29 protein-coding genes are annotated in these 26,337 nt (G+C 66.5%); 18 read left to right on the top strand and 11 right to left on the bottom strand.

The window, feature by feature from the left end; translation table 11 throughout:
* Window positions 1-14 precede the first annotated feature (14 nt).
* Both Q9Q95_RS11905 and Q9Q95_RS11900 read right to left on the bottom strand, forming a co-directional pair.
* Complete coding sequence (locus tag Q9Q95_RS11905; protein ID WP_306097252.1) at window positions 15-2,003, bottom strand: flagellar biosynthesis protein FlhA; 1,989 nt, start codon at window positions 2,001-2,003, stop codon at window positions 15-17.
* A 7-nt stretch (window positions 2,004-2,010) separates the two neighbouring features.
* A complete protein-coding gene (locus tag Q9Q95_RS11900; protein WP_306097249.1) occupies window positions 2,011-2,673 on the bottom strand; it encodes a lytic transglycosylase domain-containing protein in 663 nt (220 codons plus the stop codon).
* A gap of 523 nt (window positions 2,674-3,196) precedes the next feature.
* On the opposite strand from Q9Q95_RS11900, the gene Q9Q95_RS11895 reads away from it, so the two are divergent.
* From Q9Q95_RS11895 to Q9Q95_RS11830, 14 genes are all read left to right on the top strand, one after another.
* Window positions 3,197-4,345, top strand: a complete 1,149-nt coding sequence (locus Q9Q95_RS11895) for a flagellar biosynthesis protein FlhB (RefSeq protein ID WP_306097247.1) — start codon at window positions 3,197-3,199, stop codon at window positions 4,343-4,345.
* Window positions 4,346-4,355: 10 nt separating this feature from the next.
* Complete coding sequence (gene fliO / locus Q9Q95_RS11890; protein ID WP_306097245.1) at window positions 4,356-4,691, top strand: flagellar biosynthetic protein FliO; 336 nt, start codon at window positions 4,356-4,358, stop codon at window positions 4,689-4,691.
* Window positions 4,688-5,680, top strand: a complete 993-nt coding sequence (locus Q9Q95_RS11885) for a FliM/FliN family flagellar motor switch protein (RefSeq protein WP_306097243.1) — start codon at window positions 4,688-4,690, stop codon at window positions 5,678-5,680. The genes fliO and Q9Q95_RS11885 overlap by 4 nt, the downstream gene beginning before the upstream one ends.
* A complete protein-coding gene (gene sctR / locus Q9Q95_RS11880) occupies window positions 5,680-6,342 on the top strand; it encodes a type III secretion system export apparatus subunit SctR (protein WP_306097239.1) in 663 nt (220 codons plus the stop codon). Before Q9Q95_RS11885 ends, sctR begins: the two co-directional genes overlap by 1 nt.
* 9 nt (window positions 6,343-6,351) lie before the next feature.
* The gene (gene sctS / locus Q9Q95_RS11875) at window positions 6,352-6,621 is read left to right on the top strand and encodes a type III secretion system export apparatus subunit SctS (protein ID WP_297386658.1); all 270 of its coding nucleotides are present in this window, start codon (window positions 6,352-6,354) and stop codon (window positions 6,619-6,621) included.
* On the top strand, window positions 6,618-7,394 hold the full coding sequence (sctT, locus tag Q9Q95_RS11870; RefSeq protein WP_306097236.1) for a type III secretion system export apparatus subunit SctT: 777 nt from the start codon (window positions 6,618-6,620) through the stop codon (window positions 7,392-7,394). The genes sctS and sctT overlap by 4 nt, the downstream gene beginning before the upstream one ends.
* A complete protein-coding gene (locus tag Q9Q95_RS11865; RefSeq protein ID WP_306097234.1) occupies window positions 7,391-7,759 on the top strand; it encodes a helix-turn-helix transcriptional regulator in 369 nt (122 codons plus the stop codon). The genes sctT and Q9Q95_RS11865 overlap by 4 nt, the downstream gene beginning before the upstream one ends.
* A gap of 142 nt (window positions 7,760-7,901) precedes the next feature.
* Window positions 7,902-8,507 carry a hypothetical protein gene (locus tag Q9Q95_RS11860; protein ID WP_306097233.1) on the top strand — a complete coding sequence of 202 codons (606 nt, stop codon included), beginning with the start codon at window positions 7,902-7,904 and terminating at the stop codon, window positions 8,505-8,507.
* An 88-nt stretch (window positions 8,508-8,595) separates the two neighbouring features.
* Window positions 8,596-9,516 (top strand): DUF6683 family protein, encoded by a 921-nt coding sequence (locus tag Q9Q95_RS11855; RefSeq protein WP_306097232.1) that lies wholly within the window; start codon window positions 8,596-8,598, stop codon window positions 9,514-9,516.
* A gap of 61 nt (window positions 9,517-9,577) precedes the next feature.
* Window positions 9,578-9,799 carry a hypothetical protein gene (locus Q9Q95_RS11850; RefSeq protein ID WP_306097231.1) on the top strand — a complete coding sequence of 74 codons (222 nt, stop codon included), beginning with the start codon at window positions 9,578-9,580 and terminating at the stop codon, window positions 9,797-9,799.
* Window positions 9,800-9,831: 32 nt separating this feature from the next.
* A complete protein-coding gene (locus Q9Q95_RS11845; RefSeq protein WP_306097230.1) occupies window positions 9,832-10,344 on the top strand; it encodes a hypothetical protein in 513 nt (170 codons plus the stop codon).
* A 62-nt stretch (window positions 10,345-10,406) separates the two neighbouring features.
* Window positions 10,407-11,255, top strand: a complete 849-nt coding sequence (locus Q9Q95_RS11840) for a hypothetical protein (RefSeq protein WP_306097228.1) — start codon at window positions 10,407-10,409, stop codon at window positions 11,253-11,255.
* Window positions 11,256-11,331: 76 nt separating this feature from the next.
* The gene (locus Q9Q95_RS11835; protein ID WP_306097226.1) at window positions 11,332-12,669 is read left to right on the top strand and encodes a phage tail tip lysozyme; all 1,338 of its coding nucleotides are present in this window, start codon (window positions 11,332-11,334) and stop codon (window positions 12,667-12,669) included.
* Between the two features lie 37 nt (window positions 12,670-12,706).
* Window positions 12,707-13,057, top strand: a complete 351-nt coding sequence (locus tag Q9Q95_RS11830) for a hypothetical protein (protein WP_306097224.1) — start codon at window positions 12,707-12,709, stop codon at window positions 13,055-13,057.
* On the opposite strand, the gene Q9Q95_RS11825 is transcribed toward Q9Q95_RS11830, so the two are convergent.
* Genes Q9Q95_RS11825 through obgE form a run of 4 tightly spaced genes read right to left on the bottom strand, consistent with a single transcriptional unit; the run spans window position 13,054 to window position 17,694 of the window.
* Window positions 13,054-14,604 (bottom strand): hypothetical protein, encoded by a 1,551-nt coding sequence (locus tag Q9Q95_RS11825; protein WP_306097223.1) that lies wholly within the window; start codon window positions 14,602-14,604, stop codon window positions 13,054-13,056. The two genes, Q9Q95_RS11830 and Q9Q95_RS11825, sit on opposite strands and share 4 nt — an antisense overlap.
* Window positions 14,605-14,628: 24 nt before the next feature.
* Window positions 14,629-15,534, bottom strand: coding sequence for an NAD(P)-dependent oxidoreductase (locus tag Q9Q95_RS11820; protein WP_306097221.1), 906 nt, complete (start codon window positions 15,532-15,534; stop codon window positions 14,629-14,631).
* Window positions 15,531-16,643, bottom strand: a complete 1,113-nt coding sequence (gene proB, locus Q9Q95_RS11815; protein WP_306097219.1) for a glutamate 5-kinase — start codon at window positions 16,641-16,643, stop codon at window positions 15,531-15,533. The genes Q9Q95_RS11820 and proB overlap by 4 nt, the downstream gene beginning before the upstream one ends.
* Window position 16,644: 1 nt before the next feature.
* Complete coding sequence (gene obgE / locus Q9Q95_RS11810) at window positions 16,645-17,694, bottom strand: GTPase ObgE (protein WP_306097217.1); 1,050 nt, start codon at window positions 17,692-17,694, stop codon at window positions 16,645-16,647.
* A gap of 155 nt (window positions 17,695-17,849) precedes the next feature.
* On the opposite strand from obgE, the gene lptF reads away from it, so the two are divergent.
* The 3 genes from lptF to Q9Q95_RS11795 are packed head-to-tail and all read left to right on the top strand — an operon-like array spanning window position 17,850 to window position 20,762.
* A complete protein-coding gene (lptF, locus tag Q9Q95_RS11805) occupies window positions 17,850-19,052 on the top strand; it encodes an LPS export ABC transporter permease LptF (RefSeq protein WP_306097215.1) in 1,203 nt (400 codons plus the stop codon).
* Window positions 19,053-19,081: 29 nt separating this feature from the next.
* Complete coding sequence (gene lptG, locus Q9Q95_RS11800; protein ID WP_306097423.1) at window positions 19,082-20,146, top strand: LPS export ABC transporter permease LptG; 1,065 nt, start codon at window positions 19,082-19,084, stop codon at window positions 20,144-20,146.
* Between the two features lie 7 nt (window positions 20,147-20,153).
* Window positions 20,154-20,762, top strand: a complete 609-nt coding sequence (locus Q9Q95_RS11795) for a DNA-3-methyladenine glycosylase I (RefSeq protein ID WP_306097214.1) — start codon at window positions 20,154-20,156, stop codon at window positions 20,760-20,762.
* Between the two features lie 115 nt (window positions 20,763-20,877).
* Here the strand turns inward: Q9Q95_RS11795 and Q9Q95_RS11790 are convergent, their stop codons facing one another.
* A complete protein-coding gene (locus tag Q9Q95_RS11790; protein WP_306097212.1) occupies window positions 20,878-21,981 on the bottom strand; it encodes a fatty acid desaturase in 1,104 nt (367 codons plus the stop codon).
* A gap of 135 nt (window positions 21,982-22,116) precedes the next feature.
* On the opposite strand from Q9Q95_RS11790, the gene Q9Q95_RS11785 reads away from it, so the two are divergent.
* Entirely contained in the window at window positions 22,117-23,268 is a 1,152-nt protein-coding gene (locus tag Q9Q95_RS11785; RefSeq protein ID WP_306097211.1) for an N-acetyltransferase, read from the top strand.
* Between the two features lie 48 nt (window positions 23,269-23,316).
* On the opposite strand, the gene Q9Q95_RS11780 is transcribed toward Q9Q95_RS11785, so the two are convergent.
* The 4 genes from Q9Q95_RS11780 to Q9Q95_RS11765 form a co-directional block, all read right to left on the bottom strand.
* On the bottom strand, window positions 23,317-23,583 hold the full coding sequence (locus Q9Q95_RS11780; RefSeq protein WP_306097209.1) for a hypothetical protein: 267 nt from the start codon (window positions 23,581-23,583) through the stop codon (window positions 23,317-23,319).
* A 254-nt stretch (window positions 23,584-23,837) separates the two neighbouring features.
* Window positions 23,838-24,608 carry an exodeoxyribonuclease III gene (gene xth, locus Q9Q95_RS11775; protein ID WP_306097207.1) on the bottom strand — a complete coding sequence of 257 codons (771 nt, stop codon included), beginning with the start codon at window positions 24,606-24,608 and terminating at the stop codon, window positions 23,838-23,840.
* A gap of 55 nt (window positions 24,609-24,663) precedes the next feature.
* Window positions 24,664-25,005 carry an iron-sulfur cluster insertion protein ErpA gene (erpA, locus tag Q9Q95_RS11770; protein WP_306097205.1) on the bottom strand — a complete coding sequence of 114 codons (342 nt, stop codon included), beginning with the start codon at window positions 25,003-25,005 and terminating at the stop codon, window positions 24,664-24,666.
* Window positions 25,006-25,132: 127 nt separating this feature from the next.
* Window positions 25,133-26,326, bottom strand: coding sequence for a M23 family metallopeptidase (locus Q9Q95_RS11765; protein WP_306097203.1), 1,194 nt, complete (start codon window positions 26,324-26,326; stop codon window positions 25,133-25,135).
* Window positions 26,327-26,337 lie beyond the last annotated feature (11 nt).

The following is a 26,337-nucleotide window of genomic DNA, read 5'->3' as shown; positions in this document are numbered from 1 at the left end:
TCAGCCCTCCGTTGTTATTCGGCCGCGAGCGCGGCGTGCGTGTCTTCGGCCAAAGCCCCTGGCGGAAGACCGATCTGGCCGACCATTTCGACGGACGTGGTCGGCGAGAGTTCGTTGAAGGCGAGCACGGGCAGTTCGAACAGATCGGGCTCGATCAGCTTGCGCACCGAGCGCCGCACTTCGAACGAAGTGACGAGAGCGTTGGCGCCCGTCTCGGCTGCGGTACGCCCGATCGTCGCGACCAGCTCGCGCGCCACTTCGGGCTTGACCGCGAGCCGCTCGACGCCGTCCACCAGACGCGTCGCCTCGCGTACCAGGGTCTCCAGCTCGGGGGTCACCACCAATGCGCGGATGCCCGCGCCTTGCGCGACCGAATCGAGCAGATAGCGCTTGAGCGCAATCCGGGTCAGATCGGCGATGCGCGCGATCTCGCGTTCCTGGTTCGCCGCGTCGGTAAGCCCTTCGAGCACATCGCGCATGTTGCGCAGCGGCACCTCTTCCTCGGCGAGCCGGCGCAGCACCTCGGCGATGCGTGCGGCAGGCACCGCGCGCACCGCTTCCTTGACCACTTCGGGATAATCGTCGCCGACGCGATTGAGCAGCCCTACGGCCTCCTGCACGCCCAGGAAGCGCGGCAGGTTGCGCCGGATCAAAGCCTCCACCGCCGCAATCACTGTCTCGGAATCGCTGCCTTCGCCTGCGCCGACCGAAAGCTCGAAGGCGAGCAATCGCCAGGCACGCGGCCCTTCGGGGGCGAGGAAATGGATCGCCAGCCGCGGCAGGGGCACGCCGCTGCGATATTGCAGCCGTTCCAGCATCGCGGTGAGCCCCGCGGACAGCGCCGCCTCCTCGTCGACCGGCGGCTGCGGCCCCGAAATCTGGAGGAGCAGCGGCACCACGGCCTTGGGCGCCTCGGGCTGGGCGAGCAAGGTAACCGGCCGCGGCGTCTCGCGTCCGCCGGTGAGCAGCTTGCGCATCGGTCCAGCGTGGCGGACCATATGCGGCTTCAGCCGCGGATGCATCGCCGCGCCCGAGAACATCGACACGAAGCCCAGCACGATGAACACCGCGGCGGGGAAGCCGGGGATCAGCGCCATCAGGAAGCAGATCCCGCCTACTGCCAGCAGCACGCGCGGATTGGCGACGAGCTGGCGGTGCATCGCCTGGCCGAGATTGGTGTCGGTTTCCTCGTCGGTCGAGCGCGTCACCATCAGGCCCGCGGCCATCGCCCCGAGCAGCGCCGGGATCTGCGCGACCAGGCCCTCGCCGATCGTCAGGATCGAATATTTGGAGGTCGCCGCGCCGATCTCCATGCCCTGCTGCATCACCCCGATGGCGAGACCGCCGATCAGGTTGACGATGACGATGACGACCGAGGCGATCGCGTCGCCCTTCACGAACTTCATCGCGCCATCGAGGCTGCCGTGGAGCTTGCTCTCGAGCTCGAGCGTGCGGCGGCGGCGGCGTGCCTCGTCCTTGTCGATCAGGCCCGAGCGCAGGTCGCTGTCGATCGACAATTGCTTGCCCGGCATCGAATCGAGGCTGAACCGTGCTGCGACTTCGGCGACGCGCTCGGCGCCCTTGGCGATGACGATGAACTGGACGATCGTGATGATCAGGAACACCACCAGCCCGACGACGATGTTGCCGCCGGCGACCATCGTGCCGAAGGTCTGGATGATGTGCCCGGCATGCCCCTCGACCAGGATCATCCGCGTCGTCGCGATCGACAATGCCAGCCGGAACAGCGTCGAGATCAGCAGGATCGACGGGAAGGACGAGAAGTCGAGCGGGCCGCGGATATAGAGCGTGGTGAGCAACAGCATCACCCCGAAAGTGATGTTCACCCCCACCAGCATGTCGATGATCAGCGTCGGCAACGGCAGAATCATCAGCCCGACGATCGCGATCACGCCGACGACCAGAAACAGATCCGCGATGCGCGCGGCCAGCGGCAGCGGCTTTGCTGCGTTGCTGCTGGCGAGATACCGCTCGACGCTCATTGGAGCCTCAGCGCGCCCTGCCGCTTTGCGCGGCCTGATAGCGGCCGACGACTTTCTTCACATAGGCCTGGGTCTCGCGATAGCGCGGCACTTTCCGGCCGGCCTTCATCACCGCACCCGGGCCGGCATTATAGGCGGCAACCACCAGCGGCACATTATTGCCGAGCTGGCCCTGCAGCTGCTTCAGATATTTGGCGCCGGTGTGCATCGCGAGCACCGGATCGTCGAGCAATGCGCGCGGATCGCGGACGCCAAGGCCCCGCGCGGTCGCCGGCATCACCTGCATCAGCCCCAGCGCACCCTTGTGCGATACCGCGCGCTGGCGGCCGGCCGATTCGGCATTGACCATCGAGGCGAGCAGATGCGGGTTGATGCGATAGCGATACGCGACCGAGGCGATCAGGGCGTCGTTGGCGCCGCCGCGCCGCGAACGCACTGCCCGCGTGGCCTGGACCAGCCGCTTCTGAAATCCGGGCATGCTCACGCTCACCGAGCTTCGTTCGGGAAGGACCACGGAATCGGGCTGAGGCTGGGGCTGAACTTCCGAGACCTGCGGACCACAGAAACGCAGCGCCTCGACATAGCGCGTGCCGATCGCCGCAGCGTCGCAATTGCCCGCATGCGCGGGAATAGCCGCTACGATCGCGCCGCCGGCCGCAATCAACTTCAATGCGGCGCCGAGCGGGACAGAGTTTGAAAAGCGCATACACGATCTCCCTGCAAGCCCGCTTTGGACTTTGCTGACGATCGTTTGGCTCGCACGTGGGTCCTGCGATCCGGACTTTGATCCGGCCAATAAAAACTAGCTCGATCAACGCTTACGTAACACCCCTTAGTTTTGTCAGGTCGTCGTGGATTTTGACCGACCCATCCCGGCCACATGGCAGTTCACCGCTCGATCCGCGACCGTATCGATGCCGAAACGACCCGCGCAGCACCGTGGTGAGCCAAATGATTCGGGGCGGTTTAATTACCAGTTTACTTCGCTTTAGTGACAGATCTGTACAAGCCGTGAGAGTTGACCCGTGTGAAGCCTTTTGAGAAAAGGCCCCCGTTTGGTACGCAACAGGGTCCTGCGCTCCAACCTTTGAAGTCTTGCTGCCGCGCCTCTCGCAGGCGGGTGCGCAAACGCATCTGGCGCTTCTCCTCTCGTCCGTGGTTCGGGCGAGGCTCGAGTATGGCTGGAGGCGCGATTGGCCGAGAAGAACAACGGCGGCGACAAGACTGAAAAGCCGACGCCCAAGCGGCTGGCCGACGCGCGCAAGAAGGGCGACGTCGCCAAATCGCGCGACATTACCGCCACTGCGACTTTGTTCGTCTGGCTGATCGTACTGATGTTCGGCGCCGGCTATGCAAGTAATCAAATCGTCGCCTTGTTCGACGACGGCTTCGTACTGATCGGCAGCAATGCGCCGTTCCATACGGCGCTGTCGCAACTCGGCTGGAGCGCGCTCTGGGCGTTGGTCGGCATAACTGCGGTTGCGCTGATCCCCGCTGCAGTCACCGGTGTGCTCAGCGAATTCCTCCAGGCCGGCGGCGTGTTCACCACCGAGAAGATGAAACCCACGCTCGACAAGCTCAATCCGGTCGAGGGCCTCAAGCGGATGTTCAGCGTCGACAACCTCGTCGAACTCGCCAAGACCCTCGGCAAGGTGGCGCTGATCGTGTTCGTCGTCTGGCTGGTGCTGCGCGGCTCTCTCGCCGAGATCATCGAGCGTACCGGCCCGGTGCTGCTTCCCGTTGCCGAGAGCGATGGCCGCTCTGCCGCCGCCTCGGTGCTGCTCTACACCGGTTCGCTGGTCCGAACGGCGTTGCTGTGGACCTTCGGCGTCTTCCTGCTCGTCGCCGTGCTCGACATGGCGTGGCAAAAGCACAGCTACACCAAGAAGCTACGGATGAGCATGCGCGACATCCGCGAGGAGTCGAAGGAGAATGAGGGCAACCCCCTCGTCAAGTCGAGCCGGCGTCAGCTCCATGAAGAATGGGCCAGCCAGAATTCCGTCGCCGCGACGCGCGACGCCAATGTGCTCGTCGTCAACCCGACCCATATCGCCATCGCGCTCGCTTACGATCAGGAGAGTTGCCCGGTCCCGATGATGACCGCCAAGGGCGAAGGTCCACTCGCCGCGGCGATGCGCGCCGCTGCCGAAGAGGCCGGCATTCCGATCATCCGCCACGTCCAGGTCGCCCGGAAGCTCTACGAGGACGGCGCGCCCGACGAACTGATCCCGCGCGACATGTTCGACGCCATCGCCCAGATCATCCTGTGGGCGAAGCGCGTCCGCGACGGCCAGGCCGCGCCCGATCTTACCGAACCCGAACTGATAAACGCGAACGAATGAGGCCCCATTGATGGATTCGACGATCGGCGCTGCGCTTTCCGGGCTGCTCGGGACGATCATCGCGCTCGCGGTGGTGCTCGGGCTCGCCTGGGTCAGCCTGCGCGCGCTGCGACGCTGGCAGGACCGGGGACTCGGGGGGCGCGACGGCACCGCCGAACGCCAGATCCGCTTCGTCCGCGCGCTCCCGGTCGGCCAACGCGAACGGCTGGTGCTGATCGAGACCGAGGGCGAGTTGATGCTCGTCGGCGTCACGCCGGGATCGATCTCGCTGTTGCGCAACTGGGGGAGCGGCACGGCCGCTGCGCCGGTGGAAGTCGAGACACCGTCCACGGAGACGATCCAGTGAATGCGCGCCCCGAACAGCTCCGCGCCAATCTGCGCACGATCGATCAGAACCGGGCGCAGCTGCAGACCACGTTGATCGGCGCGCTTAACCGGCGGCTGATCGACGACCTGCAGACCAGCGTGCGGCTGGCCACCGAGCGCGACCGACGCGCGGCGATCGCGTGGATCCAGTTCCGCAGCGGCGAGCATCTCGTGCAAATTGCGCCCTTGCTGGTCGATGGCGCGCTCGCCCGCGTTTCCGGCGCGCAGGGCAGCGTCGACGCCGCCGCCGCCGCCGCGACGCTCGGACGGATCGAGCCCCTGGTCGGCGCGCTCGAGCTGGTGCTCGGCTGCGAGCTCCAGCCCGCGGGCCTGCACCGAAGCTATGCCGGCGACCCGGTGTTGCTGCGGCTCGACGCGACTACGGCCAATGGCGTCATCCAGCACCGGCTCCTGCTCGCGGTTCCACCCGAGACGGCGGTCGAACCACTCGCCGAGATCGAGCTCGCCGCCACTGCGATCGGCGGGCTCAGGCTGCGCTGGACCGCGCGGTTCGAAGGCCCCGAGGTCCGCGCCGCGAGCATCGCTTCGATCGCGCGCGGCGACCTCTTGCTTTTGGGAACCGCCGTGCCGGTCGCGAAGTTGTCATTGCCGGGCCGCAACGATGCGCCACGCGCACGAATCGCATTCAAGGAGGGGGTGCTCGTTTTGCAGGATGATGCCGCTATGGAGGGACCGCCCGAGGCCTCCGCGCCCGCCGGTTCGGGCGGCGAAGTCGGATGGAGCGAGGTTCGTCTGCCGACGACGATCGAGATCATCGGATCGGGGATGACGGCCGCCGAACTGGCGACGCTCGGCAAGGGCAGCGTGCTTCCCTTGCCCGCCGCCGGCGGGACCTTGCCGGTGCGGGTCATCGCCGGCGAGCAATGCATCGCCGAGGGCGAGCTGGTCGCAGTCGGCGAAGGTTTCGGCGTTCTGATCACCGGAGTTTCGGCCGACGGGGAAGATTGATGGAACTCTCGAGCTTCACGCCCGGCTCCGCGCTGATCGTCGTCGTCGCGCTGGCGCTGGCGCCCTTCGTCGCGGTGATGGTCACTTCGTTCACCAAGATCGTCGTTACTTTGAGCCTGTTGCGCAATGCGCTCGGGCTCCAGCAGGTGCCGCCCAATATCGTCCTCAACGGCCTGTCGCTGATCCTGACGATCTACGTCATGTATCCGGTCGGGCAGCAGATGCAGGACGCGATCGCGGCGCGGCAGATCGAAGGCAGCGTGATGCAGTCCACCACGTCGATCAGCACCGCGGTCGACGTCGGCAAGGAGCCGCTGCGCGAATTCCTGATCAAGCACAGCGACGCCAACGAACGCGCCTTTTTCCTGCGCACCGCGCAGCGCGTCGGCAATCCCGAGCACGCCAGGGAGATGACCGATCGCGATCTGATCATCGTCATCCCCGCCTTCGTCGTGAAGGAACTGAGCCTCGCCTTCCAGATCGGCTTCCTGATATTCCTGCCCTTCCTCGTCATCGATCTCGTCATCTCGAACATCTTGCTCGCGATGGGGATGATGATGCTGTCGCCCACCACGATATCCTTGCCGTTCAAGCTGCTCTTGTTCGTGCTGGTCGATGGCTGGGTGAAGCTCAGCCACGGACTGGTGCTGTCCTATGCCTGAGGTGTCCGCATGAACGGCGACTTCATCAGCCTCACCAACGACGCGCTGTGGCTTGTGCTGATCCTGTCGGCGCCGCCGATCATCGTCGCGTCGGTGGCGGGCCTGCTCGTCGCGATCGTCCAGGCGGCGACGCAGATCCAGGAACAGACGCTGCAATATACCGCCAAATTCTTCGCGATCGTGCTCACCCTGTTCGTGACTGCGTCGCTGATCGGCGCCTCGCTCTATCGCTATAGCGATCGCATCTTCAGCGAGTTCCCGGCGATGATCCGGCGGTGACCGGCTGGAGCGATCCGATGCTCCTGCTCGGCGTGGCGACCGCGCGGATCGCGGTCGCCTTCATGCTGATGCCGATCTTCTCGCCCGATCTGATCCCGGCAATGGTGCGCAATTCGATCCTCGTCTCGCTGGGCATCGTCTCCTTGACGCTCCAGCCGACGCTCGACGTCTCGATGCTCGGCCCGGGCCAATGGGCGACGATGTTCGCCAAGGAAGTGTTCGTCGGACTGGTCATCGGCTTCTTCTTCGGATCGGTGCTCTGGGCGCTCGAGGCTGCCGGGCAGATCGTCGACACCAAGGTCGGCGCGACGATGGCGCAGATCGTCGATCCGCTGTCGGGGCACCAGACCTCGCTCAACGGCGCGTTCCTCGGCCGGCTGGCCGGAATCGTCTTCATCTTCTCGGGCGGACTGTCGCTGCTGGTCCATGTCCTGATGGAAAGCTATGCGCTTTGGCCGGTCGCGGCACCGATGCCGACGCTCGACGCCCGCGGGCTCGGGCTGTTCGAGGCCGAGTTCGGCCGGATGATGGTGCTCGCGACCTTGTTCGCCGCGCCGGTGCTGACCGTATTGTTCCTGATCGATCTCGGTCTGGGCCTGATCAACCGCTTCGCCCAGCAACTCAACGTCTTCACGCTGTCGATGTCGATCAAGGCCTTCGCCGCCACGGCGATCGTGCTGCTGCTGGTCGGCTCGTTCATCGAGGCGATCACCCGCGACATCCTCAGCCGCCCGGACCTGATCCTCAACATCCTGCGCGGGCTGATCCATTGAACGCCGCCGCCCCTGCCTCCGCGCCGATGACCGAGGACGAACGCCTCGCCGCGATCGCCGAGTTGCTGCGCAAGGCGGACGCGATGCCCGGCGCGCCGGAACGCGTCGCCCTGGGCGAGCATATGATCGAGGCCGCCCGCGTGCCCAGGCGACACCGCGAGGCGCTGCTTCGCCTCACTCCGACCGAGATCACCTGCATCCGCTTTCTCGGCTGGGGTCGTTCGAACGGCGACATCGCGACCTTGCTGCTGATGGCGGAGAACACCGTGCGCGTCCATTTGTCCAACGTCGCGCGCAAGCTCGAACTCGACGGCATGCGCGAACTCGCGGCGCTGGCAGGCCTGCTCTTCTACCCTTCAGACTGATCCTAATCGGATCGACTAGCCGTCCCTAATCGTTTCGCGGAGAGCAAGGCCCGAGGAAAAATGCTGAAAGGTGATGGTCGATCAGGCGCATCGGCACCTGAACCATCCGGCGGCGGCGCCGCCCTCGTGTAGGAGTAAGGCGATGTTTGGTGGCATTTTGAGCAGCGTAGTGAACCCGACCAACCTGGCGATGTTGGCAATGGGCCCCGGCGGCTGGGCCGCGATGGCGGCGCGCACGCTGATGTCGGCGGTCGGCCAGCAGATCATTCAGCAGATCGGCGACAAGCTCGGCCTGCCGCAGTCGACTATCGATCTCGCTCAGGGCGCCTTCTGCGCCTCGATGGGTGACACCCGCGGCGCGACTCGCAATATCGGCGAGGTCGTCTCCGAGATCGCCGACCGCACCGGCGCGTCGCCGTTCGAGCGCGCCGATGCCGAGCGCAACATCAACGACGAGATCGCCGACATCGCGACCCGCGCCTCGGAGAGCAAGGAAGCCAAGGAAGCCAAGGCCGGTGGCGGCCGCAGCTGGCTGATGGCGATCGCCGAAGCACTGGGCAAGACCGCCGACAAGCTCGCCAACGAGATGGACAAGATGTCCAAAAATCTCGGCGAGGGCGAGAACAAGGCGTCGGAAAATCTCAAGTTCAGCGCGAAGTCGCAGGAGTTCAACCAGTTCTTCTCGGCTTCGAACACCGTCATCAAGACCCTCGGCGAGGCGCTCGGACAAGGTGCCCGCAAGCAGTAACCCCCCGCCTCTGGCGAAAATGCGCCTCGGGATCGCAAGATCCCGGGGCGTTACCCTTTTCCCGCACGCGTAACTTCAGGAGCCGCTCATGCATCGCCCCGGTCCCCTCGCCCGCACCTTCGTCCTCGCCTCGGCGCTCGCTCTGGCGGCACCGGCAGCCGCACAAGACGGAGTCGATTGGGGTGGCCTGATGTCGGGCATCGCGCATGGGACCGCGATGGACGAGGCGGCACAGGAATCGGTGTCGGTCAACCGCCGTGGCAGCGGCCGCGTCCGCGTCGCCCCGGCCCCGACCGCGCGGCTGACCTACAAGCCCTCGATCGAGCGCCGCCGCGCCAATTTCGCCCAGTTCGTCGCGAAGACGCGCAAGAAGGATCCCGAAGGCGCCGCGCTGCTCGAGAAGGAACTCGCCTCTTCCGACGTGATCGCGAAGATGGGACGGGCGCTTTCCGCTTATGGCATGCGGACCGACAATGTCGCCGATGCCTATGCCGCGTGGTGGCTCAACGCCTGGCTCGCCTCGCGCCAGCGCACCGATACGCCGCCCGCGCGGCAGATCGCCGCGGTTCGCGCTCAGGCGGCGCGCGCGATGGCCTCTCTACCGGAAATGGCGAATGCCAGCGATGCAGTGAAGCAGGAGATGGCCGAGGCCAACCTCATTCAAACCGCGCTGATCGGCGCCTATCTCGAACATGCGAAGAACGATCGGGCGCTGTTGCGGAAGATCGCGAGCGCTGTTCGCCAGGGCGCGCGCGCCTCCGGCCTGAATCTCGACGGGATGGATCTCACCGATGATGGCTTTGTCGGCGGGAGCGTCGGCGCCGCAGAGAACGAGGCGGACCAGCAGGCCGCCGCGGGTCCGGAAGGCAATGCTCAAGTCGCCGCAGCGCGCGAGGAAGGCAGCGACACTACCGTCGTCTATGCCGCAGCAGCGGCAGCGGCTGCGGGGCTGATCGGCGGCATCTGGCTGGCTCGCGGCCGCAAGTCCGGCGCTGACCGCCACGGCTAGTCATAGCGATTATGGCATGTGCCCGCCCGCTCCCCCAAATAGGCTGCGAACGGAGGTAGTCATGTCGATCGAGATCGGCGCAAAGCTTGGAAACCTGAACATCGGCGCGACGCTTGTCTCGCCGCGCCAGCAGAAGAATGATGAAGCCGGAGCCACGCAGGAGCTGACCGGGGACATCATTCGCGACGCGGGCAGGCCTGCGCAGCTGTTGCAGGACGGCCCCCTCGAGCAATTGCTCGACACGCCGTCGCCGCTCGATCGCTTCTCTGACATCAAGCGCTGAACAGTCAGTTCGCAGCTCACGGAAACAGGATCATGACCAGCATCGACCGCATCTCGGGGCTCTCGCCCCTCTCTCCCACCGGCCTCGGCGCGTCGAACGATGCGCGCGGCGCGGCGATCGAGACGATGGGCGAGATCGGTCACCGCGTCCTCGCCTGGGTGGACGCCGCCAGCGGCGGCAATGGCGGCGGCGCGCAGGCATGGAGCCAGACCGCCGGCAATGGCAGCGGCTTCGCTCCTGACATGGGCGAACTCGCCCGGCGTGGCGACGTCTATGGCCTCGGCGCATTGACCAGCGAACTCTCGTCGCGCTTCGGCGGCAGCCCCGCCCAGGAGGGCGAACTGCGCCGCGCGCTCGATGATTTCACCCGGCAAGCCGTGATCCAGATCGCCGGCCTGTCGGGCGCGAGCGGCGACCAGCAGGTGGGCGGGGTCCGCGCCGCGCTCGACGGCGCCTCGCGCGCCGATGCACCCGCCGGTCTCGACGGCGTCATCGCGCGTTTCGAAGCCGCGACCGCCGACCTCTCCGCCCAAAATCGCAGCTGAAGCGGAACCCCGCGCGGTTTCGTGCGTGCTAGCGCTATACTCCCGCTATTGAGAGGTTCTCGATGCCCAGGCCGTTGATGCTGCTCGCCGCTTCCTTGTTGTTGTCGGCGGGTGGAGCGGCTTTCGCCGCCGACCAGAAGGCGGTGGTGATCTCCGCGGGCAGCGAGCAGGCAATCAAGCTCGGCAAGACCGTGATCTCGCGCCCATTCGGCGCCGAACTGGTCGATCGGCTTGCGGTGGTCGGCAGCTATGCGGTGCCCGGCGCACGCCTGCATCTGATCCGCGGCAACGGCGGATCCGAATGCCAGGCGCGCTATGCCGTGATCGTCACACGCGCCGGCCAGGAGCCGCAGGTCACCCAAAGCTTTGGCACGTGCAGCGCCGCCGCGCGGCCCCAGTTGCGGCGCGGTGTCTTCACCGTCGCGATGCCGGCGGTGAATGGCGGCCCGCTGGTCCAATACCATTACGCCAATGGCCGCATGCTTCCGCGCACCGCTACGATCACTCAGGGCGCGGGCACGATCGCATCTGCGCCCGCCGTCGCGACCTCGGCCTGCCGCGCCGCGAGCGCCGTCGATCCTGCCGCGCAGACCAATGCGCTCGACGCGTTCGAGCGCGAGTGGCCCAAGGCATATCGTCGCACCGGCACGCTCAAGAAAGTCGAGATCGGACAGAGCGAGATGCGGCGGGCGGTCACCGATCTCGCTTGCATGGCGAGCTGGCCGATCGGCGAGCGCCGCGTGCCCGAGCTGGCGACCCCGTTGTTCCGCAGCCAGCGTCACCGCGCTGCCGCTTTCGCGGCGCTCGAATCGATCCAGCGCGATCCCGATACCGACGCCAATCTCAAGGCCGTCGCGCGCAGCTTCTCGGCCGAGATGCGCTATCGGATCGCACTCGATCCTCCGCTCTAAGCGTTCCGATTAGCGACCCGACTGCCGCGCCTGGCTATCAGGCTGCGGCACAATCGGTTTTGGCGGAGTAAGAGCCATGACGGGCGTCTCCTCGGTTCAGCAGAGTCAGACGAATTCCTCCGGCGGCAGCGGCGATGGCAGCTATTTCGTCAAAACGGGCGACACGCTGAGCGCAATCGCGCGCGATAAGGGCGTCTCGCTGAGCGCGCTCATCAGCGCCAATCCGCAGATCGTGCACCCCGATCTGATCCGGACCGGCCAGCATCTGAACATCCCCGCCGGCTCGGGTGCGGTCGAGGCGTCCCGCGAGTACAGGATCCAACCCGGCGACACGCTCTCCGCGATCGCCGAACGCTTCGGCACGACATGGCAGGCGCTGGCGCAAGCCAACAACATCGCCAATCCCGATTTGATCTTCCCCAACCGGATGCTGACGATTCCCGGCGGGACCGGCGGCACGAATGGCAGCGGCGGGGTCGAGGGCGGACCGCCGGTCGGCGGCACCGGCAGCGGATCGAGCGACGTCGCGCGAATCGCCGAGAAATATCTCGGCCAGAACGCCTCCGCGCTCAAGGTCAATCGCAACGATGCGTTGCCGATGAACGCCGGCGTGCCGTCGAACGTCTGCTGCGCGAACTTCGTCTCGGCGGTGCTGACCGAGGCCGGCAAGCTGCCGGGCAACCTTCACACCGATTCAGTCGCGCAGCTCAACACCACATTGCGCAACCGCGGCTGGACTCCGGTTTCTGCCGCCGAGGCCAGACCCGGCGACGTGGTGATCATCCAGGGCGGTGGCGTCTCGCACACCGAGATCGTCTCCGGGCCCGGCCAGATGATCGGCTCGAACAACGTCAATGCGGACGGCAGCCAACGCATCTCGCACAATAATCTCAGCTGGGCACTGAGCCATGGCGGCGTGATCCTGCGGGCGCCGGGCGGCAATGGCGGTGCCGGGACGACGGGCACCCAGAGCAGTGGCGCGGTGGTCCCCACCGGTCAGGGCGGCCAGCAGGCGCGGATCGATCAGGCGATCCGCTATTTCGAGAGCCAGGGCTGGAGCCGCGCGCAGGCAATCGGCATCGTCGCCAATCTCGATGCCGAGAGCAACATGGAAGCCGGCGTCCGCCAGCACGGCGGCGGCCCGGGCTATGGCCTCGCGCAATGGGAAGGGCCCCGCCAGCGCGACTTCGCCGCATGGGCCGGCCATGACATCCACGGCTCGTCGTTCGCCGAGCAGCTCCGCTTCGTCCAGTACGAGTTGACCCACAGCGAAGCCGGCGCCGGCCGCGCGCTGCGCGGCGCCACCGACGCGCGCTCGGCCGCGGAGATCGTCACGCGGCTCTACGAACGGCCGGCGGATACCGCCGGCGAAGCGGCCCGCCGTGGCGACCGCGCCGCCGCGATGGCGCGCTGATCCGGGAACGCGGCGTCGCGTCCGACGTTCGGCCAGCATGCGAATCCTGATCCTGCTCGGCGCAGCAACGCTGCTCCCCGCCGTCGCCGCCGCGCAAGGCACCGCATCGCGCGAGACCGTGCGCTGCTCGCTCAACGACGGTCCCGAGCGGACCTGCGTCTTCACCGATCAGGCGAGTCGGGGCGGCGGCCACCGCATGACCTTCACCGGTCCCGGAATCCGCGTGACCTTCGTCGGCCGCGCCAATAGCGGCTGGTGGGCCGGCCAGCTCAACGGCAAGCCGGCAATGGGCTTCGAGCGCAACCGCGGCAACATCGTGTTCAGCACCAGCGATCTCGGGACGCGCTTCGCCTGGTGGTATCCGCGGAACGCCCACGGCACTTATTAAGCGGCCTCGGCCTCGGCTCCGACACCCAGCGCCACCTGCTCCACCCAGCAATCCATCTGTCCGGCGATCTTGTTGAGCAGGCCAGCGTGATAATGCGTGACATCGGCCATCTCGTCGTCGCGTTCGATCAGATGCGCGAGATCGAGCACCCAGACATTCGCCGGATTCTCGCGCGCCGCCTTGCGCCATAATGCGTTGAACCGGCGGGTGCGCTCGGGCGTATGATTGAGCCCGACGCGCCATTTGTCGTCCGGCGCTTCCTCGGGCGGCAGCACCACCAGCATGCGCAAGCCGCGCTCGATCAGGAAGATGCAGGTGCGGATGACGCAGGTCTCGTAAAGACCGATGTCGATCAGATGCCATTTCGCCGGCCAGCGCACGTCGAGATAATCGACCGTCGCGCCGTAGACGAGCAGAGGCGGGAAATGCTGTTCCAGATGGCTGTCGTCGGTCATCATCCGCAGCGCGAACAGCCGCGGCGCATTGTCGAACTCGACGAGAGGGCGAAAGCGGCTGAAATGCGCGATCCCGCCCGATTGGCAATCGAACATGATCCGGATCGCCGGATCGGCCGCCACGGCCGGCAACTGCTCGGTAAGGAGCTGGCTGCGCACCTCGGCGTCGTGGAAGCTGACATCCTCGATCCAGTCGGGCGCGGTGCGGCTGAACCGGCCATCCCACGCGCTGCTGTCGATCTCCGGCCATAAGGCACGCACCTTGGCGAGCGCATATTCCTCGATCCCCATGTGCATCACCCGGCACGAGAAGGTGAAATGCACGAGGCGTTCCACAGCGCGATCGACCATGACGAAACCGACCAGCCCGTAGCGGCCGTAATTGTCCCAGGCGAAGATCGACCAGCTGTCGAATCCGACCAGATCGATGATGTCGCGCTCGAGCCTCTCCGGCTCGACCCGCGAGCCGGTGTAATTGAGCTGGTTCGATCGATTGATCAGCTCCGCGATGCGGTCGGCGAAGTCGAGATTGTCCATCATCTGCGGCGCGCAGGCGCGGATGCCGCAAGATCGCAGGAAATCCTCGTTGGAAAGCGAGGTCGCGGCCGCCCGGTCGCGCTGCTTGCGTTCGAGCATGCGATATTCTTCGACCCGGCTGCGCGCGCCGGTCTGGAGCGCGAGCAGTCCGGCGAGCTGATCGTCGGCATCGACGCGGGTGATATCGAGCGTCTGGACCTCGGGCAGGCTGTGGCGGACCTCGGCGAGATTCAACGCATTGTCGTCGACGAACAGCACATTGGCCGGGCGAAGCTGCATGTCCTCGATGATCGCTGCAATCGCCGCAGGCTTGGGCGTGAAGGCGATGTGCGGGAAGACGAATTCGTCCCACAGGCCGAACCCGACGAGCGTCGCGCGCGCAGTCTCGAAATCGTTCTTCGAGCAGATCGACGAGATCACGCCCTTCGCATTGAATGCCCGTACCATCTCGGCGCGACGCGCGTGGAGCGCGACTGCGTCGCCATCGGCGAGCGTCCCCCGCCACAAGGTTTCGTCGAGATCCCAGATGATGAGCTTGATCGGAGCGTTCCACATCCCTCCATTGTAGGATGGAAAGCGCTAGAGCAGCCCCTGCTCGCGATACCAGGCGGCGGTAGCGGCGAGCCCGGCTTGCGTCTCGACCTGCGGCCGCCACAGCGCTGCGGGCGGGCGTCGCGCGGCATCGATTACCCAATCCTCGTGACAGAAATAGGCGACCCGATCGGGCGTCAGCTTGGCGCCGGCGCCGCGCACCAATCGGTCGAGATGCGCCCCCGCCATCATCAGCGGGCGGGGCAAAGCGATCGCCGCCACGCGCTTGCCAGTCGCAGTGCCGATCGCCAGCGCGAACTCCCTGTGGCTCCAGCCCTGCTCGCGCCCGTCGTCGCAATCGTAGGAGCGCCCGCCATTGCCGCCGCTGGCCAAAGCGAGCAGCAATCGTCCGAGATCACCGACCTCGACCACCGAGAGCCGCCCACCCGGCGGCAGCAACGCGATGCCCTTCCTGGCCAGCTTGAACAGTTCGAGCATCTCCATGTCGCCCGGGCCATAGATCGCCGGAGGCCGGACGACGACCGTGTCGAGCAGGGAATTCTCGACCGCTCGCTCGGCTTCGGCCTTGGACCAGCCATAATCGGACATGCCGGGCTCGCGTGCGGCGAGCGACGAGACATGGACGAAGCGCTGCACCCCCGCCCCCTCGGCGGCCGCTAGCATGTTCTGCGTGCCATGGATGTTGCCGGCCGCAAAGCCGTCGCGATCGGGCGCGTTGACCACCCCCGCGACGTGGATCACCGCGTCGGCGCCCTCGCAGAGCCGCGCCAGCGCAGCAGTGTTGCCGAGGTCACCCGCGACCCAGTGGATTTGCGCGCGCGCCGCCTGCTCGCGCCGGGTGAGCGCGCGCACCGCATGGCCCGCTGCGGCGGCGAGCGCGATCAATCGCGATCCGACGAAACCGGTGCCGCCGGTGATGGCGAGGATGCTCACAGCAGCGCCATATGACTGCGGTGCACCAGCGCCGAACGCGGCGCATAGCCGAGAATCTCGGCATGCTCGTCATTGCGTCGCCCGACCAGCCGCGCTGCGTCCTCGACCGGATACTCGGCCAATCCGCGCGCAAGCAGCTTGCCTTGGGGACCGGCGATCACCACCAGATCGCCGCGCGCGAAATCGCCCTCGACCCGCGTCGCCCCGGCGGCAAGCAGGCTCTTTCCGCTCGCCAGCGCCGTCGCCGCACCCGCATCGACATGGATCGTACCGCGCGCAGTCAGCCCGCCCGCCAGCCACGCCTTGCGCGCCGGTGCCGCCTTCTCGGCGACGAACAAGGTATGCCGGGCGTCAGCAGACAGCGGCCGTTCGACTCGTCCCGAAGCGATCGCGAGATGTGCGCCCGCGGCGTTGGCGATACGCGCCGCCGCGATCTTCGAGACCATTCCGCCCGATCCCATGCCCGACGCCGATCCCTTGTCGGCCATCGCCTCCACCGCGGCATCGATCCGTTCGACCCGCGCGATGTGCTGCGCGCCCGGCAGCGCCGGGTTGCGGTCGTACAGCCCATCCACGTCGGATAGCAGGATGACGCCCTGCGCTGCCGCCGCCTGCGCCACCCTTGCCGCCAGCCGGTCATTGTCGCCGAAGCGGATCTCTTCGGTAGCGACGCTGTCATTCTCGTTGAGCACCGGCACCACGCCGAGCCCGAGCAGCCGGTCGAGCGTCGCAGCGGCGTTCAGATAGCGCCGCCGGTGCTCGAGATCGTCGAGCGTCACCAGCATCTGGGCGGCGGTAAGGCCGTTGGCGCCGAGCGTCTCCGCCCAGACCTGCGACAGCGCGATCTGCCCGGTAGCGGCGGCCGCCTGCGCATCCTCGAGACTGGCGCGGCCGCCCCTGGCGAGCCTCAGTCGCCGCGCACCCAATGCGATGGCGCCCGAAGAGACGACCGCGACCTGCTGCCCGGCCCGCGTCCGTTCGGCGATATCGCCGGCGATCGCCTCCAGCCACGCCCGGCGCACGCCTCCTTCAGGGTCGACGAGCAGCGCCGATCCGATCTTGACGATCAGCCGCGGACACGACGCAGGCGGAAACAGCCCCCCGGTCATCTCAGACCGGCGACCACTCGATCGCGTCCTCGCCCTCGTCGTCCTCGCTCACCGCGCTGGCTTCGGGACCGATCGCCTCGAGCAACTTATCCAGCACCCAGTCGACCCCGACCCCGCTCACGCCGGAAATCGGGATCACTTCGGCGCCGCTCGCCTCTTCGAGCTCCGCCGAGAGCGCTGCGATCAGTTCGTCGTCGAGCGTGTCGATCTTGTTGAGCGCGACGATCACCTGTTTGTCGGTCAGCCCCGCGCCGTAATTCTCGAGCTCGTCGCGGACGATGCGATAGCTTTCGGCGACATCGGGGTCATTGGCGTCGACGAGATGGAGCAGCACGCGGCACCGCTCGATATGGCCGAGGAAGCGGTCGCCGATCCCCGCGCCTTCCGCCGCGCCTTCGATCAGCCCGGGGATGTCCGCCACCACGAACTCGTTCTGCTTGTGGCGGACCACGCCAAGTTGGGGACGCGTGGTGGTGAAGGCATAGGCACCGACCTTGGCCTGTGCGTTGGTCACCGCGTTGATGAAGGTCGACTTGCCTGCATTGGGCAGCCCGACCAGACCCGCGTCGGCGAGCAGCTTGAGGCGAAGCCACACCCACGCTTCCTCATAGGGCCAGCCGGTGCCGTGCTGACGCGGCGCGCGGTTGGTCGAGGTCTTGTAGCTGGCATTGCCCCGTCCGCCGTCGCCGCCGCGCAGGAAGACGATCCGCTCGCCCTCTTTGGTCAGATCGGCGAGCAGGGTGCGCTCGTCGTCGTCGGCGAGAACCTGAGTGCCCACCGGCACCTTGATCACCAGATCGTCACCGCCCGCGCCGGTGCGGTTCGAGCCCGAGCCGCCATGCCCGCGCGGGGCACGGAAATGCTGGGTGTAGCGGAAGTCGATCAGCGTGTTGAGGCCCGCCACCGCTTCGAAAATAATGTCGCCGCCCTTGCCGCCATTGCCGCCGTCGGGGCCGCCATATTCGATGAACTTCTCGCGCCGGAAGCTCACCGCGCCGGGGCCGCCGGCGCCCGAGCGCACGAAAATCTTCGCCTGATCCAGAAAATGCATGGGCCGTCATATAGACGTTGCCGCCGATCCGTCACCCCATGACGGGCCATCCGTCGTTTCGGGGTGGCGCCGGGTGGAACCGCGAGTATAGGCTCTTACTTTAGCCGAGCGGCGCGTCTCGCGTCGGCACGACGGAGCAGGCACGCGGCCCACGCATGAAGTCCATCGATCGCTACATGGCGCGGCTGATCGCAGTCCCGTTGATCTCGACGCTGTTGATCTCGGCGATGCTGCTCGTGCTCGATCGCATGCTGCGGCTGTTCGACTTCGTCGCGACCGAAGGCGGGCCGGTCAGCGTCGTCTGGCGGATGCTCGCCAATCTGCTTCCCGAATATCTCGGGCTCGGCATCCCGATCGGGTTGATGCTCGGCTGCCTGCTCGCATTCCGCCGCCTCGCCACTTCGTCCGAGCTCGACGTGCTGCGCGCGGTCGGGATCAGCTATACCCGGCTGCTGTACGTGCCCTTCCTGTATGCGGTTGCGCTGGCGATCCTCAACCTGATGATCGTCGGCTACGTTCAGCCGCGCGCGCGCTACAATTACGAGCAGCTCCGCTTCGAGTTGCGGTCGGGGGCGCTGGGCGCGTCGATCAAGGTCGGCGAGTTCACCAATTTCGGCCGCCAGATGACGCTGCGCATCGAAGGCAGCGCCAATGAGGGACGCGATCTCTCGGGCATTTTCGTGCGGATGACCACGAAGGAGGGGCCGCTCGCGGTGACTGCCGAGAAGGGCCAGTTCCTCCGCTCGGACGATCCCGACACGATCATCTTCCGGCTGACCAAGGGCACCCTCGTCCACACCGCGCAAGGCTCGCCGGTGCCGCGCGTGCTCACTTTCGACACGCACAATCTGCCGATCCCGCTTCCCAAATATGAACAGTTCCGCAAGCGCGGCGACAAGAATCTCGAGCTCACTTTGCCCGAGCTGGCAGTGATCGGGAAGAGCCCGCAGGCGACCGAGACCCAGCGCGCCACCAGCCGCGCCGCCTTCCACTTCCGCCTCGCCGAAGTCGTGTCGATGTTCCTGCTGCCGATGCTCGCCGCGGCGCTGGGGATTCCGCCCAAGCGCTCGACCTCGGCGCTCGGCGTATTCCTGTCGATCGTGATGATCGTCACGTATCACAAGGTGAACGAATATGCGCAGGCGATCGGCAGCCTCGGCCGGATCGATCCGATCATCGCGCTCTGGGTGCCGTTCGCCATCTTCGCGGGGATGGTGCTGTGGATGTACCGCACCGTCGCCTATGTCCCCGGCGGCCAGCCGATCGGCGCGCTCGAGAAGGCGTTCGCCCAGATCTGGACCGTGATCCGCCGGCGCCTTCCCGGCCGCCGCCGCAAGACCATGGAGATCCCGGCGTGAACTGGGTCAATTTCTTCCCGTCGCGCACGATGTCGCTCTACATGGGCAAGATGTTCCTCGTGCGCACTTTCGCCATTCTGGCGGCTCTGGTGCTGGTGCTCCAGGCGCTCGACCTGCTCAGCGAATCGGGGAAGATCATGGCCTATGCCGGCAATGGCGAGGCCGAGATCTGGCGCTATGTCGGGCTGCGCACCCCCGAGATCATCGCGCGATTCCTGCCCTTCTCGGTGTTGCTCGGCACGATCCTCGCGCTTTCGCAGCTCAACCAGAACAGCGAAGTCATCGCGATGAAGGCCTCGGGGCTCTCGGCGCACCAGGTGCTCGCGCCGTTGCTGCTCACTGCGTTCGGCGTCGCCGCTTTGTCCTTCGCCTTCAACGAGCGCATCGTCGCACGCTCCACCGCGACGCTCGAGCAATGGAAGAAGGTCGATTACGGCCCTCTCCCGATCGATCGCGGCGATCGTTCGAACGTCTGGGTCAAGGACGGCAGCAATCTGATCGCGGTCGATCAGATCCGCGGCAAGGGCGAGGCGGCGCAGCTGTACAACATCACCGTCTACGAGCGCAGCGGCCAGTCGCTTCGCGCGATCCTGACGGCGAAACATGGCGCCCGCGACGGCAAGGGCTGGCGGATCGACGGCGTGCAGCGCTTCGACGTCGCGGCGGGGACGATCGCGCCGCTTGCGCCGATGCGCATCGCCGACGGGGTGCGCCCCGACCAGTTCACGCTCAGCCACATCAACGCCGACGGGCTGTCGTTCGGCGCGCTGCGCGAAGTGATCGACGATCTCAAGCTCGCCGGCCGCCCCACCAAGGCGCTCGAAGGCTCGCTGTGGCACAAGCTTTCGGGGCCGCTCTCGTCGGTGCTGATGCCATTGCTCGGCGCCGTCGCGGCGTTCGGCATCGCGCGGTCGGGCAAATTGTTCGTGCGCGCGGTGATCGGCATGGCGCTCGGCTTCCTCTATTTCGTCGCCGACAATTTCGCGCTGGCGATGGGCAATCTCGGAGCCTACCCGCCCTTCCTCGCCGCCTGGGCCCCCTTCCTCCTGTTCCTGATGATCGGCGAGGCGGTTTTGCTCAGAACCGAGGAATAGGGCTCTCATGAGCGCCACGGTCCCGGGCCCGGACGGACAGCCGCGCTGCGGCTGGTGCGCGGCCGCGCCGGAGTTCCTTGCCTATCACGACCGCGAATGGGGATTTCCGGTCGGCGAGGATCGCCGGCTGTTCGAGAAGCTCTGTCTCGAAGGTTTCCAGTCCGGCCTGAGCTGGCGCACCATCCTCGCCAAGCGCGAGAATTTTCGCGCGGCTTTTCACGCGTTCGATTTCGAGCGGATCGCTGCCTTTACCGAAGCCGATGTCGAGCGCCTGCTCGGCGACGCCGGTATCGTTCGTCATCGCGGCAAGATCGCCGCCGTCATCAACAACGCGAAGCGCCTGAAGGAACTCGTGTCGGAGTGCGGCTCCTTCGCCGCCTATATCTGGGGTTTCGAGCCCGGCCCCGGAGAACTGACACCCCCGCAGACCGCTTCGACTTCGCCCGCATCGATTGCATTGTCGAAGGACCTCAAGAAGCGCGGCTGGAGATTTGTCGGTCCGACCACGGTCTATGCCTTCATGCAGGCCATGGGCCTGATCAACGATCACGCCGAGGGCTGCGTCGTCCGTGAAGAGGCCGCACGCGCGCGGCAGGCGTTCACGGTCCCGGTCTAAGGCGCCGCGGACTCCGTCATCGGGGCCGCCTCTTTTCATTCTTGCCCGGCACCTCAAACGAAAGGCCGGCCCCGCAAGGGGCCGGCCCGGTAGTGTTCCAGCCTGATCGCTCGCCCTAGCGGCGGATCCCCATGGTGCTGCGTGCCAACTGGCCCACCAGCCCAGGCAGACCGGCATAGCTCGCTTTGTGATAGGGCGAGTCCGGCTCGACCATCGCGGTCAGACGGCGATGCGCCACGCCGAGATTGTGATAGGGAACGCTAGGCAGCAGATGGTGCAGCGCGTGATAGCGCAAGCCCACCGGCGCCCACAATGCGGGCAGCAAGGCCGGCGGCGGCACGTTGACGCTGTCGAGATACTGCGCGGTCACCGTCATCGCCTCGCCTTCATTCTCCCAGAGATGCGCGACGAGGGTGCGAACCTGGTTGATCACGGTCGTCGCGGAAACCACGCCGAGGAAGATCAGGAAGGCCCGCAGCGGGATCACGCCGGCGGCGGTCAGCCCCATCAGGGCGATCGCCCAGACGCTGGTGGCGGCTTCCTGCCACAGCCAATGGGTGCGCGCGGCGCCCTCGGCCGGACGGCGGCGGAAGGCGGGGTTGATCACCAGGCCCGAATAGCGCTCGACCACCATCTTGCGCAGCCCCGGCACCGCCAGCGACAACGGCGCCAATACGCCGTAGCGGATCAGCAGCCCGATCGGCGCCAGCGCCGAAATCAGCACGAACATCGGCAGCGACCACGGCTTCATCAGCGCCAGCGGCAGATATTCGGGATCCTCGACCGTGCCGTAGCGGGTGCGGGCGTGATGGAGGTTGTGAACGCCCTCATACATGAACGACGGCACCATCAGCGGCACCCCGATCAGCGCATTCCAGCCGAAGCGGAAGCCGGGGACGGTCGAATGCTTCATGTGCGTGAGTTCGTGGATGAAGCTCGCGGCCCGATAGAGCCCGAGCACCGACACGAAGGCGGCAAGCAAGGCGAGGCCCGGCGTGGCGAGGGTGATCGCCAACGCGAGCGCGCCATAGCCGACCACCGCCGATGCGGTCAGATCGGCCCAATAGATGGCCGGGCGCGCCTTGTGCAGGTCGCGTGCGATCTCGGCAGCGGCGCGCAGCATCGCCTTGTCGTCGGCGATGCGCCCCGCCGCGGCGCGCGCGGCCGTGGCGTCGGGCGCCGCGACATCGCGCAAATCCAGTGCGATAGAGCTGTTCATGGGTATTTCCATTGCCTCTAGATAGTGGCTCAATATGGGCAACAACAGGGGGCTGGCGTGGCTCGGGCAGGTTCCGCTTGACAAGCACCGCCCTCAGGCGGGACTTCGGCGCACCTCTGTCAAAGGCCTGCCTACATGCCCGCACCTGCCATCCGCCCCGTCGTCACCAAGGCGGATACCAATGCTTTCGTCGAGCTAGCCTATCGCCTGAACGGCAGTGATCCGCATTGGGTGGCGCCGCTCCGCGACGAAGTGAAGGCGACGATCGATCCCAGGAAGAATGGCTGGTTCAGCCACGCCGAGGCGCAGCTTTTCCTCGCCGAGCGTGACGGCAAAATCGTCGGCCGCATCTCGGCGCACATCGACCGGCTCGCCCTCGAAATGCCGCCGGAGCAGGGCTTCGGGCCCGGTACCGGCTTCTGGGGACTGTTCGAGGCCGAGGATGCCGAGACCGCCGCCGCTCTGATCGCACAGGCCGAGGCTTGGCTGAAGGGCAAGGGCATGACGCGCGCGCTCGGCCCGGTCAGCCTGTCGATCTGGGAAGAGCCCGGGCTGCTGGTGAAGGGCCATGATCATTCCCCCACGGTGCTGATGGGGCATCATCCGGCGCATTATCAGGGCTGGATCGAGGGGCTGGGCTACGCCCCCGCCAAGAAGCTGCTGACCTATGATCTCGACATCACCCAAGGCTTTCCCCCGCTGGTCCAGCGCATCATCGCGGCCGGCGAGAAAAACGCCAAGATTCGCATCCGCAGGGTCAACAAGGCGCGCTTCGACGAGGAAGCCGCGACCATCCTGGCGATCCTCAACGATGCATGGTCGGACAATTGGGGGTTCGTGCCGCTCACCCAGCCCGAGATCGACGATGTCGGCAAGAAATTGAAGCCGCTGGTCTTCGAGGATCTGATCATGATCGCCGAAGTCGAGGGCGAGCCGGTGGCGTTCATGATCACCCTGCCCGACTTCAACGAGCCGCTGAAGCCGCTCAGGGGCAAGCTGTTTCCGTTCGGCTGGGCGAAGCTGCTGCTCTGGCTGCGCAAGCCCAGGGCGACGACGATGCGGGTGCCGCTGATGGGCGTGGTCAAAAGGCTGCAGAGCTCGCGCATGGCAAGTCAGCTGGCCTTTATGATGATCGAATATATTCGGCGCTCCGCCGTTCCCAATTATGGCGCGGCACGTGGCGAGATCGGCTGGATCCTCGACGACAATCAGGGGATGATCGCGATCGCCGATACGATCGAGAGCCGGATCAACCGCGAATATGTGATCTACCAGAAGCCGATCTGAGATCGAGCCCGCGGCGGGAACGCCGGCGCCGCGGGCCCTTTTTGACAGTTACTTGCGCGCTTCGGCGGCGGGATCGATGCCCGACCGCGCGATCCATTCGGCGCGGGTGCGGCAAACCTTCTGGCGACGATGGCTGCCGGTCGGGGTCTCGACGACGCAGTAGCGATCGGCTTTCTCCACCTTGGCGGCCGCCTTGGGCGCTTCGGTGGTCGGATCGGCGGCATAGGCCGGCGCGGTGGCGCCTGCGACCAGAACCACGGCGGCGATCATGGCGGCGGCGACGCTGGTGACGCGGCCAGTGTTACGAGTGATCATTCCCTTTACTCCTCTGCTTTCAGACACCAGGCGCTCCCTCGTTCCGCCTGCCCCCGATACTTTGCATCGACCGTGCCAAACAGCAGAGTTGTTTAATTTCAAATAGTTATGGATGTGACACATTCAAGTCACCGCCATAACACAGCAGTACACGCCAAGAGTTGGGAATTCAGGCGCGGCAGTGTCCGGAAAGGGACAGTGTCGATTGTGCGATAGCGGACATCTGAACGATCGCGGCGACGCGAAACAGGTTCTCAGCGCAGCGTCGCCCAGGTCGGGGCATGATCGCTGGCCCTTTCGCGGCCGCGATATTCCTTGTCGACGCCGGCGCCGACGAGCCGGTCGGCCGCTTGCGGGCTGAGCAGCAGATGGTCGATCCGGAACCCGGCGTCGCGCTGCCAGCAGCCGGCCTGATAGTCCCAGAAGGTCCAGATCCCGCCGCCCGGGAAGCGCGTGCGCAGCGCGTCGGTCCAGCCCTGCGCGAGCAGGCTCCGATAGCGCTGCCGCGATTCGGGCTGCATCAGCGCGTCGCTCGCCATCGCGCGCACCGAAAAGGTGTCGTCGTCATTGGGAATGACGTTGAAGTCGCCGGCGAGTACCACCGGGCGTTCCTCGGCGAGCAGCGCGCGCGCGCGATCGGCCAGCCGGTCCATCCATTTCAGCTTGTAATCGAATTTGGGTCCGGGCTGCGGATTGCCATTGGGCAGATAGATCGAGGCGATCACCAGATCGCCGGCCTCGACTTCGATATAGCGGCTATGGGCATCCTCCGGATCGCCGTCGAGGCCGCGCTGGCGCTCGACCGGCTGGGCGCCGCGCGCGAGGACCGCGACGCCGTTGAAGCCCTTCTGGCCGTGCCAGACCGCGCCATAGCCCGCTTTCTCGATAGCGCCGACCGGCAGCGTCTCGTCGGCGCCCTTGAGCTCCTGCAGGCACACGAGATCGGGCTTCTGCTCGTCGAGATATTCCAGCAGGCGCTCCATGCGCGCCTTGATCCCGTTGACGTTGTAGGTGACGATTTTCATGCGCGATGGTTAGCGGCGTGCGCGGCGCAGCGCCAGCCGTGACGGCGCGTCGGGATCAGACCGAAAAGCTGGTGCCGCAGCCGCAGCCCGAGGCGGCATTCGGGTTGGTCACCGCAAAATGCGCGCCGCCGAGATTGTCGACGAAATCGACTTGCGCGCCGCGCACCAGATCGAGGCTGATCGGATCGACCGCGAGCCGGACGCCATCGGTCTCGGCGACGGCGTCGTCGGCTTCGACGGCTTCGGCCATGCCGAACTTGTACTGGAATCCCGAACAGCCGCCACCCTCCACCGAAAGGCGGAGGATCGCCGGCCTGCCCTGCTTCGCCGCGATTGCCGCGACTCGCGCGGCGGCAGCGGGGGTCAGCGCGATGTCGGGGTTGAGGACGGTGGCCATGGGAGGGGAGATAGGCGCGCCGGCTTGCCCGCGCAATATTGGCGACGCGACACCCGGCCCCTGGCAGGTATATGGGATCGGAGGGGTGGGGGCCGCCTCACGGACGACCCCTCTCCTCTCCTGCCTCTTACTTCGCGGGGCCGCCTACGCCGCCCTGCGCGCGGTTCTGGACCGCGGTCAAATATTCGCCGGTCTGGAGGAACGGGATCGGATTGACCGCCTTCCCGTCGACGCGGACTTCGTAATGGAGGTGGCTGCCGGTCGAACGGCCGGTCGAGCCCATCAGGCCGATCATCTGCCCGCGGCGAACGCGGGTGTTGTCGGCGACGAGGATCTTCGAAAGATGGCCATAGCGCGTCTCGATGCCGCGGCCGTGATTGATCTGGACGAGGTTGCCATAGCCGCCCTGGCGCCCGGCGTGGCTGATGATGCCGTCGGCGGTGGCGTAGATCGGCGTGCCGATCGAGCCGGGAATGTCGACGCCGGCGTGCATCGCGGCAGTGCCGCGGAACGGGTCCGAACGCACCCCGAAGCTCGAGGTGAAGAGCAATTTGTCGACCGGCTGCATCGACGGGATCGAGATCACCGTCTGCTCGAGCGCGTCGAGCTTCTTCCACGTCAGGAACAATGCGCGGAACTGCGCATCGGCGCTCTCGGCCGAGTCCGAGCCCGCGGCGCCGTCATTATTGTCGTCCATCGGCTCGTACGGGCCGCCCATCGCGCCGCCGCTCACGCGGACATAGCGCTCGGGGGCAAGGCCCAGACGGCGGAAATGGCTGGCGGTCTGCTGATAGCGGGCTTCGCCGGCGGCGCGTGCCTTGCCGGCGAGCGCCGCCTGGCGCTGCTCGACTTCGCGAAGCGGCGCAAGCATTTCATCGGCGACTGCGCTGGTCTCGGGGGCAGTCTGCAAGGCGGCATTCTCGAGCGCTGCGGCATCGCCCTTGCCCGAAAGCACTGCCGAGATCAGTGCCTGGCGCTGTTCGACGCGGGCGGCCTGCAGCCTGGCGGCTTCCTTGGCCGCGGCGACTTCGGCCTGCATCCTGGCGACCTGCGACCGCATCTTCGCGACCTGCGCCTCGGGCGAACCCGGAACCGCGCTCACGCCGCTCACCGCGATCGCGCCGGCCATCGCCTGCGAAACGCCGTAGCCCGAAAAAAGGACAGTGACCGCGGCGACACCGGCGAGCAACGCCTGGGTGCGGCCGGCAATGCTGAAACGGCGCAGATCACGGCCGTCGTGGAAAATAAAATCGCGGGTGGTGAAAAAATTGCGGAACCGAGTGCCAAGGTTCGCATTATTGAGCTTCGTAGCGTTGGCCATGAGTCCCCGAC

The sequence above is a fragment of the Sphingomonas sp. DG1-23 genome (assembly GCF_030730875.1).
Classification (GTDB): Bacteria; Pseudomonadota; Alphaproteobacteria; order Sphingomonadales; family Sphingomonadaceae; genus Sphingomonas.
The sequence above is the reverse complement of the archived record's forward strand: the minus strand, read 5'-3'. Positions and strand labels throughout refer to the sequence as shown.

What these genes read in the sequence shown, in the direction of transcription:
- Q9Q95_RS11860 (WP_306097233.1), top strand. Translation starts at nt 7,902, where the DNA reads ATGTTTGGTGGCATTTTGAGCAGCGTAGTGAACCCGACCAACCTGGCG.
- Q9Q95_RS11835 (WP_306097226.1), top strand. Translation starts at nt 11,332, where the DNA reads ATGACGGGCGTCTCCTCGGTTCAGCAGAGTCAGACGAATTCCTCCGGC.
- Q9Q95_RS11855 (WP_306097232.1), top strand. Translation starts at nt 8,596, where the DNA reads ATGCATCGCCCCGGTCCCCTCGCCCGCACCTTCGTCCTCGCCTCGGCG.
- Q9Q95_RS11765 (WP_306097203.1), bottom strand. Translation starts at nt 26,326, where the DNA reads ATGGCCAACGCTACGAAGCTCAATAATGCGAACCTTGGCACTCGGTTC.
- xth (WP_306097207.1), bottom strand. Translation starts at nt 24,608, where the DNA reads ATGAAAATCGTCACCTACAACGTCAACGGGATCAAGGCGCGCATGGAG.
- lptF (WP_306097215.1), top strand. Translation starts at nt 17,850, where the DNA reads ATGAAGTCCATCGATCGCTACATGGCGCGGCTGATCGCAGTCCCGTTG.
- Q9Q95_RS11825 (WP_306097223.1), bottom strand. Translation starts at nt 14,604, where the DNA reads ATGTGGAACGCTCCGATCAAGCTCATCATCTGGGATCTCGACGAAACC.
- sctR (WP_306097239.1), top strand. Translation starts at nt 5,680, where the DNA reads ATGGAACTCTCGAGCTTCACGCCCGGCTCCGCGCTGATCGTCGTCGTC.
- Q9Q95_RS11830 (WP_306097224.1), top strand. Translation starts at nt 12,707, where the DNA reads ATGCGAATCCTGATCCTGCTCGGCGCAGCAACGCTGCTCCCCGCCGTC.
- Q9Q95_RS11905 (WP_306097252.1), bottom strand. Translation starts at nt 2,003, where the DNA reads ATGAGCGTCGAGCGGTATCTCGCCAGCAGCAACGCAGCAAAGCCGCTG.
- Q9Q95_RS11790 (WP_306097212.1), bottom strand. Translation starts at nt 21,981, where the DNA reads ATGAACAGCTCTATCGCACTGGATTTGCGCGATGTCGCGGCGCCCGAC.
- Q9Q95_RS11780 (WP_306097209.1), bottom strand. Translation starts at nt 23,583, where the DNA reads ATGATCACTCGTAACACTGGCCGCGTCACCAGCGTCGCCGCCGCCATG.
- Q9Q95_RS11845 (WP_306097230.1), top strand. Translation starts at nt 9,832, where the DNA reads ATGACCAGCATCGACCGCATCTCGGGGCTCTCGCCCCTCTCTCCCACC.
- Q9Q95_RS11840 (WP_306097228.1), top strand. Translation starts at nt 10,407, where the DNA reads ATGCCCAGGCCGTTGATGCTGCTCGCCGCTTCCTTGTTGTTGTCGGCG.
- erpA (WP_306097205.1), bottom strand. Translation starts at nt 25,005, where the DNA reads ATGGCCACCGTCCTCAACCCCGACATCGCGCTGACCCCCGCTGCCGCC.
- proB (WP_306097219.1), bottom strand. Translation starts at nt 16,643, where the DNA reads ATGACCGGGGGGCTGTTTCCGCCTGCGTCGTGTCCGCGGCTGATCGTC.
- Q9Q95_RS11795 (WP_306097214.1), top strand. Translation starts at nt 20,154, where the DNA reads ATGAGCGCCACGGTCCCGGGCCCGGACGGACAGCCGCGCTGCGGCTGG.
- Q9Q95_RS11850 (WP_306097231.1), top strand. Translation starts at nt 9,578, where the DNA reads ATGTCGATCGAGATCGGCGCAAAGCTTGGAAACCTGAACATCGGCGCG.
- Q9Q95_RS11785 (WP_306097211.1), top strand. Translation starts at nt 22,117, where the DNA reads ATGCCCGCACCTGCCATCCGCCCCGTCGTCACCAAGGCGGATACCAAT.
- lptG (WP_306097423.1), top strand. Translation starts at nt 19,082, where the DNA reads ATGTCGCTCTACATGGGCAAGATGTTCCTCGTGCGCACTTTCGCCATT.
- sctS (WP_297386658.1), top strand. Translation starts at nt 6,352, where the DNA reads ATGAACGGCGACTTCATCAGCCTCACCAACGACGCGCTGTGGCTTGTG.
- fliO (WP_306097245.1), top strand. Translation starts at nt 4,356, where the DNA reads ATGGATTCGACGATCGGCGCTGCGCTTTCCGGGCTGCTCGGGACGATC.
- obgE (WP_306097217.1), bottom strand. Translation starts at nt 17,694, where the DNA reads ATGCATTTTCTGGATCAGGCGAAGATTTTCGTGCGCTCGGGCGCCGGC.